The sequence below is a fragment of the Luteococcus sediminum genome (assembly GCF_054783495.1).
Window position 1 is genome coordinate 1 of record NZ_BAAGQL010000019.1, and the last position, 12,776, is coordinate 12,776.

12 protein-coding genes are annotated in these 12,776 nt (G+C 71.7%); 6 read left to right on the forward strand and 6 right to left on the reverse strand.

Annotated features, from left to right (window positions below; translation table 11 throughout):
• The first annotated feature begins 267 nt into the window (after positions 1 to 267).
• From ACYVKA_RS10495 to recN, 6 genes are all read left to right on the forward strand, one after another.
• Positions 268 to 2,097: a hypothetical protein gene (locus tag ACYVKA_RS10495; protein ID WP_460705243.1), complete on the forward strand. Its 1,830-nt coding sequence runs from the start codon at positions 268 to 270 to the stop codon at positions 2,095 to 2,097.
• Positions 2,097 to 3,089 carry an HAD-IIA family hydrolase gene (locus tag ACYVKA_RS10500; RefSeq protein ID WP_460705245.1) on the forward strand — a complete coding sequence of 331 codons (993 nt, stop codon included), beginning with the start codon at positions 2,097 to 2,099 and terminating at the stop codon, positions 3,087 to 3,089. Before ACYVKA_RS10495 ends, ACYVKA_RS10500 begins: the two co-directional genes overlap by 1 nt.
• Positions 3,086 to 3,334, forward strand: coding sequence for a hypothetical protein (locus ACYVKA_RS10505; RefSeq protein WP_460705247.1), 249 nt, complete (start codon positions 3,086 to 3,088; stop codon positions 3,332 to 3,334). Before ACYVKA_RS10500 ends, ACYVKA_RS10505 begins: the two co-directional genes overlap by 4 nt.
• Positions 3,327 to 4,079, forward strand: coding sequence for a TlyA family RNA methyltransferase (locus ACYVKA_RS10510; RefSeq protein ID WP_460705249.1), 753 nt, complete (start codon positions 3,327 to 3,329; stop codon positions 4,077 to 4,079). Before ACYVKA_RS10505 ends, ACYVKA_RS10510 begins: the two co-directional genes overlap by 8 nt.
• A gap of 73 nt (positions 4,080 to 4,152) precedes the next feature.
• Positions 4,153 to 5,073 (forward strand): NAD kinase, encoded by a 921-nt coding sequence (locus tag ACYVKA_RS10515; protein WP_394277454.1) that lies wholly within the window; start codon positions 4,153 to 4,155, stop codon positions 5,071 to 5,073.
• Positions 5,073 to 6,776, forward strand: a complete 1,704-nt coding sequence (gene recN / locus ACYVKA_RS10520; RefSeq protein ID WP_460705251.1) for a DNA repair protein RecN — start codon at positions 5,073 to 5,075, stop codon at positions 6,774 to 6,776. The genes ACYVKA_RS10515 and recN overlap by 1 nt, the downstream gene beginning before the upstream one ends.
• Here recN and ACYVKA_RS10525 read toward each other — a convergent pair.
• The 6 genes from ACYVKA_RS10525 to ACYVKA_RS10550 form a co-directional block, all read right to left on the reverse strand.
• Positions 6,767 to 7,564, reverse strand: coding sequence for an ABC transporter ATP-binding protein (locus tag ACYVKA_RS10525; protein ID WP_460705253.1), 798 nt, complete (start codon positions 7,562 to 7,564; stop codon positions 6,767 to 6,769). The genes recN and ACYVKA_RS10525 overlap by 10 nt on opposite strands.
• Entirely contained in the window at positions 7,561 to 8,532 is a 972-nt protein-coding gene (locus ACYVKA_RS10530) for an iron chelate uptake ABC transporter family permease subunit (protein WP_460705255.1), read from the reverse strand. Before ACYVKA_RS10530 ends, ACYVKA_RS10525 begins: the two co-directional genes overlap by 4 nt.
• 130 nt (positions 8,533 to 8,662) lie before the next feature.
• Positions 8,663 to 9,655 (reverse strand): FecCD family ABC transporter permease, encoded by a 993-nt coding sequence (locus ACYVKA_RS10535; RefSeq protein WP_460705257.1) that lies wholly within the window; start codon positions 9,653 to 9,655, stop codon positions 8,663 to 8,665.
• Positions 9,652 to 10,707, reverse strand: coding sequence for an iron-siderophore ABC transporter substrate-binding protein (locus tag ACYVKA_RS10540; RefSeq protein WP_460705259.1), 1,056 nt, complete (start codon positions 10,705 to 10,707; stop codon positions 9,652 to 9,654). The genes ACYVKA_RS10535 and ACYVKA_RS10540 overlap by 4 nt, the downstream gene beginning before the upstream one ends.
• A 50-nt stretch (positions 10,708 to 10,757) precedes the next feature.
• Positions 10,758 to 11,639 (reverse strand): siderophore-interacting protein, encoded by an 882-nt coding sequence (locus ACYVKA_RS10545; RefSeq protein WP_460705260.1) that lies wholly within the window; start codon positions 11,637 to 11,639, stop codon positions 10,758 to 10,760.
• A 35-nt stretch (positions 11,640 to 11,674) separates the two neighbouring features.
• The gene (locus ACYVKA_RS10550) at positions 11,675 to 12,748 is read right to left on the reverse strand and encodes an ATP-dependent DNA ligase (RefSeq protein WP_460705261.1); all 1,074 of its coding nucleotides are present in this window, start codon (positions 12,746 to 12,748) and stop codon (positions 11,675 to 11,677) included.
• Positions 12,749 to 12,776: the final 28 nt, after the last annotated feature.

The following is a 12,776-nucleotide window of genomic DNA, read 5'->3' on the forward strand; positions in this document are numbered from 1 at the left end:
CTAGGACGCCGCCGGACTTATACATACCCCCTGTCGGGACTCTTCATGGGTTCCTGGCAGGGGGTATTTTCATGCCCGAAAACAATTGCACACAGAGACCTCTTGATGCGATGGGAAAGAGCTTCCGCGTCTCGCCCTGGGCACAGCCGTCGTGGTTCTGCTCAGGCGGACGAGATCCTCACAGTCCATCGCTCGACGTGGCGGTAAGGCCCGGTGCGGCACATCGGCCACACACCACAGCACGCCAACTTGCGGCAGGATGAGAACATGTCTGACTACCCGAACAACGGTTCCTTCGACGATCGAGATCGTCGCGACAGTCGCGGTGGACGCGCGTCCGACGGACGCTCGCGCACTGATCGCGACCAGTCGTCGCGTCCCCCGCACGGACAGGACCGTCCGCGTGACGACCAGCGGCGGGGATATCGAGGCGGGGATGGCCGTGAGGAGCGATCTGTCGGCCGTCCGGCACGTGACGGTGAGCGCCATCGCGACTCGGATCGACGCGGTTATTCGCAGGGCCGTCGTTCCAGCGACGCCGGCGGTTCAGGACAGCGGGGCTATGGTCAGCGCCAGGACTCGCCCAATGACCGCTCCGACCGCTCCGACCGCTCCGACCGCTCCGACCGCTCCGGAGGCTACGAGCGTGGACAGCGCCGTGACGACGACAGGCGAGACGGTCGCGGTGATCCTCGCGATGACCGCGGCAGCCGGGCGGGACAGGGTGACCGCCGTCCCTGGGGACGTGATGACCAGCGTGGCCGTAGCGCCGATGGGGCCCGTGGCTACCGTCGCGAGGACGAGCGCCCCGGGGGGCGTGTCGGACATGACCGAGGACGCGGGGACGGCGAGCGCCGGCCCTTCGCCTCCGGAGAGGGTCGAGGCTACCGGGGGGAGGACGCCCGTGGTGGTTACCGTGGTGGTGGCGAGCGTGGAGGTTACCGTGGCCCGCGCGACGGTGACGGCTACCGCGGCTCGGGTGACCGCCGCGGATACCAGGGTGGTGATGAGCGTCGCGGATCGCGCGATGGAGAGCGCCGGGGCTACCAGGGCGGCGAGGCCCGTGATGGTCACCGTGATGGCGTCGAGCGCGGAGGTCACCGTGGCGGCGATGACCGCCGTCAGGACTCGCGCGGCCCGCGCCGCGATGACTTTGGCCGGGGGCCGCGCCAGGACCGTTTCGGCCGCGAGGAACGCGAGGACTTCGTGCGTCCCGGGCTGGCAGCGCGCGAGGACGAGCCCGAGACGCCCACCGACATCGATGAGAAGGACCTGCCCTTTCCGGTCCGGGCCGAGCTTCGAGGACTCCCCAAGGATCTGGGGCAGATCGTCGCCGCACACCTGGTCGCAGCCGGCGCACTGATCGACGAGGACCCGGCGCTGGCCTACCGCCATGCCGAGGCCGCCCGTCGTCGTGCCGCCCGCCTGCCCGTGGTTCGTGAGGCCACCGCCGAGACCGCCTATGCGGCAGGGGAGTATGCCGTCGCGCTCAACGAATACCGCGCCATGCGTCGCATGACCGGAGGTGCGGAGTACCTTCCGGTGCTGGCCGACTGCGAGCGCGCCCTGGGCCGTCCGCAGAATGCCCTGAAGCTGGCGCGCGAGGCCGAGCGGGAACAGCTGGATGCAACCCAACGCGTCGAGATGCTGCTCGTCGAGGCCGGGGCTCGCGCCGACATGGGCCAGCAGGCCGAGGCCATCCGGCTGCTGAAGCGGGGTATCTCCGACATGCCCGGCAACAAGCTCGGTCAGGCCCGGATGCGTTATGCCTTCGCCGACCTGCTCGAGGACGCCGGAGACACCGAGGAGGCACGCAAGTGGTTCGTCTCGGCGCTCAAGCACGACACCGATCAGACCCTTGATGCGCAGGACAGGATCAACGCGCTCGACGGTTTCGTCCTCGAGGTCGACGAGTCCGAGGACGATGAGGCGAGCGAGCCCGCCGCCGAGGATCTCGTGGACCGCGACGACAAGAGCGGTGGGGATTCGACCGACGGCGAGCCGGCCCGGGCTGACCAGAGCGACAAGACTGACTGGCCCGATGAGGCCGGGGACACTGCCGATGCAGCGGCGATGCAGGATTCGGAGGACAAGTGATGAATGACCCCCGTCTGGTGGATGCCTATGAGGCCGCGCTGTTCGACCTGGACGGCGTCGTCTACCTGGGGCCGGCCCCCGTCGAGGGAGCCCCCGAGGGGATCGCGGCCCTGCGCGAGCTCGGCGTGCAGGTCGGCTTCGTCACGAACAATGCCGCCCGCCCGCCGCAGGTGGTCGTCGACCAGCTCACCGGCCTGGGTGTGGAGGCGCACCTGTCGGACGTGGTCACCAGCGCGCAGGCCGGGGCTCGACAGCTGGCCGAGGCGCTCGAACCCGGCAGCCGTGTGCTCGTCGTCGGCACCCAGGCACTGGCCGACGAGGTGGAGGCCGCGGGCATGGTCCCCGTCTGGTCGCGCGAGGACAGGCCGTCGGCAGTCATCCAGGGCTACGACCCGCAGCTGACCTGGCCCCGGATCGACGACGCCTGCCATGCCATCCAGGCCGGCGCGCGCTGGTTCGCCACCAACACCGACTCGACCCGCCCCACCGACGTCGGGCTCGTGCCCGGCGCCGGCGCGCAGATCGCCGCCGTCCGGGTGGCCGTCACGCAGGAGCCGACAGTGGCAGGGAAGCCGTGCACCCCGCTGCTGGAGGAGACCATGCGCCGCATGGGCACCCGGCAGGCCATCTTCGTCGGTGACCGTCTCGACACCGACGTGCAGGGTGCCGTGGCCGTCGGCATGGACTCCCTCTTCGTCTTCACCGGTGCCCACGGCAAGCAGGACCTGCTGCAGGCACCCGAGGACCAGCGGCCCACCACGATCGGACACGACCTGCGTTCCCTGCTGGAGCCGGCCCGACGCGCCACCCTGGACGGCGAGGAAGCACGCTGCCGGGATCAGCAGGCCCTCATCGTCGACGGGCGCATCCACCTCGACCAGGTGCCGACGGGACGCGAGGAGCAGCTGGACGCCCTGTGGGCGGTCCTGCAGCTGGCCTGGGACACCGGGGCCGATGCGGGCGTGCTGGACCGGCTGGACCAGGTGCAGTGAGCACCCCCGAAGCCCAGTCCGAGGACTCCTGGACCGACCAGACCGGTGCCGTGCCGACACCGCCGCGGACCGGCAACGGCACCGTCGACCAGGCCCTGCGCGAACTGCAGGACCTGGACCGGCGGCCGTTGGCCGAGCACCACGCTGCCCTTGCGGCCGCCCAGGAGGCACTCGGACGGGCCCTCGAGGAGAGCCGACAGTCGCCCACGCACACGATCGCGCAACAGATGAGGTCCCATGGCTGACCACGACCGGACACGGACCAACCGCCTCGACCTCGAACTGGTGGATCGTGGACTGGCCCGGAGCCGCAGCCTGGCCCGCAAGCTGGTCGAGCAGGGCATCGTCCAGGTCGACGGACGCGCCGCCACCAGGGCCTCCCAGACCGTTCCCAAGGACTGCGAGATCACGCTGGACGAGCACACCGCCTGGGTCTCTCGCGCCGCGCACAAACTGCTCGGGGCCCTCGACGAGCTGGGCTGGGACCGGGTCCCCGAGCGGACCCTGGATGCGGGCGCCTCGACCGGCGGCTTCACCGAGGTGCTGCTGAGCAGGGGAGCGGTGGAGGTGCATGCGGTCGACGTCGGCCACGGGCAGATGGCCCAGAGCCTGCTCGACGATCCGCGCGTCGTGGCGCACGAGGGCCTCAACCTGCGACACCTGGCCCTGGCCGATGTCGGGGGTCGTCCGGTCGACCTGGCCGTGTGCGACGTGAGCTTCATCAGCCTGACCCTGCTGCTGGAACCGATCTTCTCGGTCATCGCCCCGGGCGGCAAGGCGCTGCTCATGGTCAAGCCCCAGTTCGAGGTGGGACGACGACGGCTCAGCTCCGCCGGGGTCGTACGCGACGAACAGACTCGCCTGGAGGCGGTCGAAGCCGTCTGCGCGGCAGCACGGGAACTCGGCTGGACCGACCGCTGGCGCTCGCCCAGCACCCTGCCCGGCCCGGCCGGAAACATCGAGTACTTCGTGCTCTTCGAACGCGTCTGAGCCCGGGGGAGCACCAGCCGGCGAGCAGGCTCGGGCCCACTTCCAGTCAGTGCTCCCGGCTAGGGTGGAGAACGTGAGCGATGACCTTGACACCCCCGCGCCGCGGGCAGTGGCCGTCCTGCTGCACCCCAGCAGGCCCGAGGCCCTTGACAGTGCCGTCGACTTCATCGAGCAGATCGCAGTCCGTGGGATCGCCACCCGTGTGCTGGCGGAGGCCTACGAGGCCGTGCGCGCCCTGGTGCGTCCCGAGGTGGAGGTGCAGCTCCTCGACACCCGCGAGCCCCAGGTGGAGATGGTGCTGGTCTTCGGCGGAGACGGTTCGATCCTGCGCGGCGCCGAACTGGCGGTGCCCTGGCAGGTGCCCCTGCTGGGGGTGAACCTGGGTCATGTCGGATTCCTGGCAGAGTTCGAGGCGTCCGAGGTGGGGCACCTCGCCGACCACGTCGAGGCCCGCAGCTTCAAGGTGGAGCGCCGGTTGACGCTCTCGGTGGACGTCTACGAGCCCACCGGGGACCTGCAGTGGACCTCCTTCGCCGTCAACGAGGTGTCGGTGGAGAAGATCGCCCGTGAGCGCATGCTCGAAGTGCTGGCCCTGGTCGACGGCCGCCCGCTGTCCCGCTGGGGCTGCGACGGCATCCTGGTCAGCACCCCCTCCGGTTCCACCGCCTACGCCTTCTCCGCCGGCGGGCCCGTGATGTGGCCCGACGTGGAGGCCATGGAGCTGGTGCCGCTGTCGGCCCATGCCCTGTTCACCGGGCCGGTCGTGCTCAGCCCTCGCTCCACCATTGACCTGATGGTCGGCAGCGAACGCAATGTCCCGGCCGTGGTGTGGGCCGACGGGGCCCGCACCGTCGATGCGGCCCCCGGCAGCAGGATCGTGCTGCGCCGCGGCGACAAGGACCTGCTGATCGCCCGTCTGGCCCCACAACCCTTCACCACTCGCCTGGTGAAGAAGTTCGGCCTCCCCGTCGAGGGATTCCGAGGACGCCACTGATGCTCACCGAACTGCACATCGAAGGCCTGGGCGTCATCGAGTCCAGCACCATCGAATTCCACCCCGGCATGACCGCCGTCACCGGCGAGACCGGCGCCGGCAAGACGATGGTGGTCAGCTCACTGGGGCTGCTGATGGGCAGCCGCGCCGACGCAGGCGTCGTGCGCCACGGCTCGCGCCGCGCCCTGGTTGAGGGACGCTTCACCGGCGTTGAGCACATCGCCGAGGCCGTCGACGAGGCCGGCGGCGTGATCGAGGACGACGAACTCCTGCTGGCCCGCCACGTGAGTGCCGCGGGCCGTTCCCGTGCCTTCGTCGGCGGCAGCCAGAGCGGGGTGGGGCGGCTGGCCGACCTGGCCGGTGAGGTGGCCACCATCCACGGCCAGTCAGAACAGATTCGTCTGGGCAGCCCGGAGCGCCAGCGCGAGGTGCTCGACCGCTTCTGCGGACCCGAACACGCACAGGCACTGTCCCGTTACCGCGCCGACCACGAGCGGCGGGCGGCACTGGGCCATGAGCTGGACGAACTCGTCACCAGGGCCCAGGAGCGGGCCCGGGAGCAGGACCTGCTGCGCTTCGGCCTGGACGAGATTGCCGCCGTCGACCCGCAGCCGGGGGAGGAGACCGAGCTGGCCGCGCAGGCCCAGCGACTGCAGGCCACCGACGACCTGCAGCGCCTCGCCGAGTCCGCCTCGGGCGCCTTGAGCGGCTCCACGGAGGGGTTCACCGACCAGCCAGGCGTCGTCGGGCTCTTTGGCGAGGCACGCAAGGCGATGGAACAGGTCGAGGCACTCGACCCCGCCGCGGCCCAGATCGCGCAGCAGATGCGCGAGACCGGCTTCCTGGTCAATGACCTGGCTGCGCAGGTGGCCAGCTACCTGGCCGACCTTGAGGCCGACCCGCGCCAGCTGGAGGCCATCGCCGAGCGTCGCGCCGCCCTGGCCGGGCTCACCCGCAAGTACGGCACCACCATCGAGGAGGTCCTGGAGTGGTCGCGCACGGCCGCGGCCAGGATGGGCGAGCTCGAGGGCTCCGACGACCGGATCGCCGAGATCCGCCAGGAAGTCACCGCACTCGACGAGTCGCTGGCCCGTCAGGCCGCAGCGATCACCAGCACCCGCAGCGATGCGGCACAGCGCCTTGCCGAGCAGGTGCAGGGCGAACTGGCAGCACTCGCCATGCCCCACGCCCGGCTCGCTTTCGAGCTCAAGCCCCTCGACGCGCTCGGCCCGCACGGCGCCGAGTCCATCCAGCTGGTCTTCGCCGCCAACCCGGGCCTGCCCGCCGCCCCCCTGGGCAAGGTGGCCTCCGGCGGCGAGCTGTCCCGGGTGCGGCTGGCGCTCGAGGTGGTGCTCGCCGATGCCGACGCCGGAGAGGACCGTGGGGTGCACACCTGCGTCTTCGACGAGGTCGATGCCGGTGTCGGCGGGGCGGTGGCCGTCGAGATCGGACGGCGGCTGGCGATGCTGGCCAAGCACTGCCAGGTGGTGGTCGTGACACACCTGGCCCAGGTGGCGGCCTTCGCCGATGCCCACCTGGTCGTCGACAAGTCCACCAATGGTGAGGTGACCGTCAGCAACCTGCGTCGCGTCACCGGGGAAGAGCGGCTACAGGAGCTGGCCCGGATGATGGGCGGCATCGAGTCCAGTGACTCGTCGATGGCCCACGCCAGGGAACTGCTGGAGGCCGCCGGTCAGGCCTGACGCTCGGCTCGCGACAGGGGAGCGACCACCGGGCCCCTCGGGTCGTCCAGGTCGACCCGGCAACGGATGCCGTAGACCTCGGCGACATCCCGCTCGGTGACGACCTCGCGGGGGCGCCCGTCGGCGACCAGCCGTCCGCGCTCCATCAGCAGGACGTGGTCGGCATAGGCGACGGCCTGGGGCAGGTCGTGCAGGACGGCGACGACGGTGCGTCCCTCGTCCACCAGGTCGGCACAGACGTCGAGCAGGTGGTACTGGGCAGCCAGGTCCAGGTAGGTGGTGGGCTCGTCCAGCAGCACGACGGGCGTGTCCTGTGCCAGCACCATCGCCAGCCAGACGCGCTGGCGCTGCCCGCCGGACAGCTCCGAGACCCGGCGCTGCAAGAGGGGCCCGACCTGGGCGCGTTCCACGGCCCGCTCGATGGCCTCGGCATCACCGGGGACACTGTTGCGCAACAAGGAGTGGTACGGGTGTCGTCCTCGCGCCACCAGCTCGGCAACCACGAGCCCCGGCGGGGCGACGGTCTGCTGCGGCAGCAGGCTGACGGTGCGCGCCAGCTCGCGACGCCCCCAGTCGCCGACGGCGCGTCCGTCGACGTCGACGCGCCCCTCGTCGAGCGGCCGCAGGTGGCACAGCGAACGCAACAGGGTGGACTTGCCACAGCCATTGGGGCCGATCACCGCGGTGAAGGAGCCGGCGGGAATGGTGGCGGACAGGGCGTCAACGGCGGTGAAGTCCCCGAAGCGGACCGTCGCCCCGGAGATGGTGATGGTGGGCGCGAGGGTCACAGCGTCCCCTTCCGGAACTGGGAGATGAGCAGGATGCCGAGGAAGACGCCGCCGACCAGGGCGGTGACCACCCCGACCGGCAGCGCCGTCAGCGGCTGCCAGTGGGCGACGGCCAGGTCCGCGGCGCACACCTCGAGGGCACCGACCAGGGCGGCGGTCCCCATGGCGGGGCGGCCGGTGAGCCAGCGGGCCAGGTGGGGCGCGGTCAGGGCGACGAAGGTGATCGGCCCGGCGACGGCCACGGCGGCGGCCGTCAGGACGATACCGAGGGCCAACGCCGTGCTGCGCACGGCTGCGGGCCGCGAGCCCAGCCCATGGGCCGCATCGTCGCCCAGCGCAACCAGGTCGAGGTCGGTGCGCAGGGCCAGCGCGGCCAGCGTGCCCGGCACCAGCACCGCCCAGGCCAGGGCGGCATCGGACCAGGCCCGGGAGTTCAGCGACCCGGTGAGGGCCGAGGCCAGGGCCAGGGCCTCGGCCTGCTGCGACCAGACCAGCACCAGCTGCGTGGTGGCGGTGGCCCCGGCCGCCACCCCGATCCCGGCGACGATCACCGCCCCCGGGTTGCGGAAGCCCGTCGTCGTCCCCCAGGCCACCAGCAGGCCCCCAAGCAGCGCCCCGCCCAGGGCGCCGACCATGACGGGGAAGTTCAGGTGGGTGGCCAGTGCCGTTCCGGCACCAGCCGCGGCGGTGATGCCGACCACATCGGGTGTGACCAGCGGATTCGCGGTGGAGCGTTGGAAGAGCGCCCCGGCCAGGCCGAGGGCCGCGCCCACAGCCAGCCCGGTCGCCAACCGCGGACCGCGCAGCCGACGCAGGGCAAAGCCGCCCTCGCCCCTGAGGAGGTCCAGCAGGGCCTGTGGCTGGCGGGGAGGGGAGATGCCCAACCGGCCCCAGGCCAGCGTCGCGCTGCACGTCAGCAGGACCGCGGCCAGCAGGGCGACGACGGCGACCGAGCGACGGCCGGTCACAGCGCACCCTCGTGCTGCGCGGTCACAGCGCACCCCTGGTGCTGCGCGGTCACAGCGCACCCCTGGTGCTGCGCGGTCACAGCGCACCCCTGGTGCTGCGCGGTCACAGCGCACCCCTGGTGCTGCGCGGTCACAGCGCACCCCTGGTGCGACGCACCACGGCGAGCAGCAGCGGCGCTCCCATCAAGCCGGTCACCACGCCGACCGGGACCTCCGAGGGGCGGATCACCAACCGGCCGGCGACATCGGCCAGCAGCAGGACGCAGGGCCCGAGCACCAAGCAGCAGGCCAGCAGCGCCCGGGCGCCGGAACCGACCAGGCCGCGGGCGAGGTGCGGCACGGCCAGACCGACGAAGGCGATCGGGCCCGTCACCGCCGTCGCCGCCGAGGTGAGCAGTGCCACGGCCAGGAAGGTCAGGCCCCGCACCAGGCCGGGGCGCTGCCCCAGTGCGGTTGCTGCGTCATCACCCAGGGCCAGCGCGTCCAGTCCGCGGCTGGTGCCGGCCAGCAGCAGGGCACCGGCTGCGGCGGTGACCAGCACCGGTGCGGTGAGGGCGGCGCCGGCCGACAGCGAGCCGGCCGACCAGAATCGCAGCGCGTCGAAGGCCCCTTGGTCGCGCAGCGCCAGCGACTGGGACAGCGCCATCGCGACGGTGGTGACCACGGCGCCGGCCAGCAGCAGGCGCGTGGCATCGGGGCCACGCCCCAGGCTGCCGAGCCCGAGCACGGCGACGGTGGCCAGCAGGGCACCGGTGAAGGCGCCGCCCACCAGCCCCAGCGGCGCGAGCGTTGCCGAGGTTGCCACCAGCACGATCCCGGCCGCGGCGCCGCTGGTCAGGCCGAGCACTCCCGGGTCACCCAGCGGGTTTCGGGTGGCCACCTGGATGGCGGCGCCGGAGACCGCCAGCGCCGCCCCGGCCAGCAGCCCGCACAGGGTGCGGGGGATCCTGGTGGCCAGGACGGCGCGCGTGTGCTCGTCGCCCAGGCCCTGGGCCGCCTGCCAGAGGGCCGCGGGGCCGATGGCGCGGCTTCCCAGGGCCAGGCTGAACAGCACCGACAGCGCCAGGGCAGTGAGTGCCAGGCCGGTGGCGGTGCGCGGGACGCCCAGGTGGCGTCGGGTCACTTGCCGAGCTTCTTCACGGCGGCGTCGATCAGTGGGGTGATCCTGGGCAGCGCCCACGGCACCGTGAGCGGGTTGATCATGCTCATCGCGGTGACCAGCTGCGGGTCCTGCGAGGTGACGACGGTGTCGCGCTTGATGGCCGGGATCGAGGCATAGAGCGGCTGCGAGAGCACCTGCTTCTTGCTGGCCGCGTCCAGGTACCAGGTGAAGACGAGCTCGGAGCCGTCGAGCTTGTCGGCATTCTCCAGACCGATCAGCGCCCAGTCGGAGCCGTCCTTGGCCTTGATCGATGCGGTGGCCGGGTCGGGGGTGAGGCCGAGCGAGCTGATCATGGCGACCCGCTGCTCGGTGGGCAGGTAGATGCCCAGCGTGCCCTGGCCCTGGGTGTAGATGTAGCTGAAGGTGGTGCCCTTCCAGTCCGGGTGTTCGGCGGCGGCATCGGCGAGGGTCTTGTCCAGCTCGGCGATGACCCGCTGCCCGTCGGCGGGGCGGCCCAAGGCCGTGGCGACGGTGCTGATCTCCTGCTGCCAGGTTGTCGTCCACGGGGTCTTCTCGTAGGCGACAACGGGGCACATCTCGCTGAGCAGGTCGTACTGCTTCTGTGTCAGGCCGCTCCACGGGGCGAGCACCAGGTCGGGCTCCAGCGTGGCGATGGTCTCGACATCGAGCTGCTCCCCACCGGCGAAGGTGCGGGGCAGTGCCTTGCCGGCCTTTTCGAAGGCCTCGCGCACCCAGGGGAGGTGGCCGTCCTTGTCGGCTCCCCACGCATAGGTCTCGGTGCCGACCGGGAAGACTCCGAGCGCGATGGCGGCCTCGGCGGCGCCCTGGCCGAGGGTGACGACCTTGGTGGGGGCCTTGTCGATGGTGGCGGTTCCCAGGGCGTGCTTGATGGTCACCGGGAATCTGCCCTCGCTCGAGCTGTTCTTGCCGGCGCCCGGGGCGGCCGGCGTCTCGGGGGCGGCGGACTGGTTGCCGGAGCAGCCGACGAGGGTGGCCAGCCCGGTGATGCCGGCAAGGCCGAGCAGATTGCGGCGGGTGAAGTGGGCGTCCATTGGTTCTCCTGGGTGATCGTGGTGCGGGAGGGGATCGGGGGTGGCTGCGGTCAGCACTCGGCGCGGCCGGCCCGCCAGTAGCCCATGAAGCTGATGCACTGGCGAGGGCAGCCGCGGGCCTGCACCAGGTGGCGCCTGATGCGGGTGATGGCGGTGCTCTCGCCTGCCAGCCAGGCATAGTGCCGGGTGTCGGCGCCGGTCTGGGCCTCCTGCCACAGCGGCGCATCCGGCACGGTCTGGTCCTCAACGGCCTGGCGGGAGGGCAGGGGGCAGTCCGGCGGCCAGGCCACGGCGGCGAGCTCTTGCTCCAGCAGGCTTCCCGGCGCGGCGCCGTCACAGGCGAGGACGCGCACGTCGATGCCGGGCGGCGCCTGGAGGGGGTAGTGGTCCTGACTGGTGGGCAGCTCGACCAGCGCCGTGCCGGTGGCATCGGCGGGGAGCGAGGCCAGGATGTTCGCGATCGCCGGGGCGGCGGTGGCGTCGCCGGCGATCAGCACCTCCCGGGCAGCCCCGGGGCGCCAGGCGATGCCCAGCTCGTCACTGCCATCGACATCTGCGACGGGCAGGACGAGCAGCAGGCGCTCACCGGGCCGGACCTGCTCGATCCACCGGCCTGCAGGGCCGGCGGTGCCGTGGCGGATGACGTCGATGTCCACCTCGGCGCTGGCGGGGCGCACCTGCCGGGCGGTGTAGGTGCGCAGCGCTGGGCGGGGGTCGAGCCGCTGCCAGGACTGGTACCAGTCGCCGCCGCGGGGCATGTCCTTGAACAGGTCACCCTGGTGGCGTGGCAGGACGAGCTTGATCCTGCGGTCCAGACAGCGCGGGTGCACGCGGCCCAGCGCGGGGCCGTGGAAGGTCACGCGACGGATGCTGGGGGTGAGGTCTGCCACGGCGGCCACCGTGGCGTCGAGGCACTCGTAGGGCGTGGGCACGCCCAGAACTCTAGCAATGGATAGGTAAGGCTTACCTAATTTCCGGTGTGGTGTGGGGCCAGGACCTCGGCCAGGTTGTAGGCGATCGGCCGCTCCACCTGCTCCAGCAGGCAGCTCGACGGCTCCCGATCGGGGCGCCAGCGCAGGAAGATGACTGCGTGCCGGAACCGCCGCCCGTCCAGCTGGTCCAAGGCGACCTCGACCACCAGCCGCGGGTCCAGAGGTACGAAGGCCGCATCGGCGGCACTGGTGAAGCGGGAGCGCTCCCGACTGGCCTGCTGCACCGCGCCATGGGGATCACGCAGCACCAGTGGGGCCAGCTCCTCGACGAGTTCGCGGCGGCGGGCCGCGGTGAAGGCTGCGATGCCACCCACCGGCACCAGCTCGCCGTGCTCGTCGACCATGCCCAGCAGCAGGGAGCCGACGCCCTCACCGGACTTGTGCAGCCGGTAGCCCATCACCACGGCCTCGGCGGTGCGCTTGTGCTTGACCTTGAGCATCGTGCGCTTGCCCTGCTCGTAGGGTCCGTCATTGCGCTTGGCGACCACGCCATCCAGGCCGGCGCCCTCGAAGCGCTCGAACCAGTCCCGGGCCTCCTGCTCGTCGGCGGTGGTCCTGGTGAGGTGGATGCCAGGGGCGTCGAACCCACCGAAGAGCTCCTCCAGTCGAGCACGACGCTGGGCAAAGTCCAGGCCGGTGAGGTCCTGTTCGCCCAGGGCCAGCAGGTCGAAGCAGACCAGCTCGGCCGGGCTCTCGCGGGCCAGGCGCTCGATGCGTGAGGCGGCCGGGTGGATCCGGGCGCTGATGGACTCCCAGTCGAGCTTCTGCGCACCCGGTCCGCCGGCGCGGACCACCAGTTCGCCGTCGATGATGCAGCGTTGCGGTAGGTGCGCGCGCACCTGTGCGACCACCTCGGGGAAGTAGCGGTTCAGCGACTTCTTGGAGCGGCTGAGCAGCTCCACCTCCTCGCCGTCGCGGCAGACGATGCAGCGGAAGCCGTCCCACTTGGGTTCATAGCTCCAGCCGCCCTCGACGCTGCCGGCGGCGGGGATCTCGGCCACGGCCTTGGCAAGCATCGGGGCGATGGGGAGGTTGAGGGGGAGCTGCATGTCCCCAGTGTGGCAGCGATACAGGACG

What these genes read in the sequence shown, in the direction of transcription:
- ACYVKA_RS10495 (WP_460705243.1), top strand. Translation starts at nt 268, where the DNA reads ATGTCTGACTACCCGAACAACGGTTCCTTCGACGATCGAGATCGTCGC.
- ACYVKA_RS10500 (WP_460705245.1), top strand. Translation starts at nt 2,097, where the DNA reads ATGAATGACCCCCGTCTGGTGGATGCCTATGAGGCCGCGCTGTTCGAC.
- ACYVKA_RS10510 (WP_460705249.1), top strand. Translation starts at nt 3,327, where the DNA reads ATGGCTGACCACGACCGGACACGGACCAACCGCCTCGACCTCGAACTG.
- recN (WP_460705251.1), top strand. Translation starts at nt 5,073, where the DNA reads ATGCTCACCGAACTGCACATCGAAGGCCTGGGCGTCATCGAGTCCAGC.
- ACYVKA_RS10540 (WP_460705259.1), bottom strand. Translation starts at nt 10,707, where the DNA reads ATGGACGCCCACTTCACCCGCCGCAATCTGCTCGGCCTTGCCGGCATC.
- ACYVKA_RS10550 (WP_460705261.1), bottom strand. Translation starts at nt 12,748, where the DNA reads ATGCAGCTCCCCCTCAACCTCCCCATCGCCCCGATGCTTGCCAAGGCC.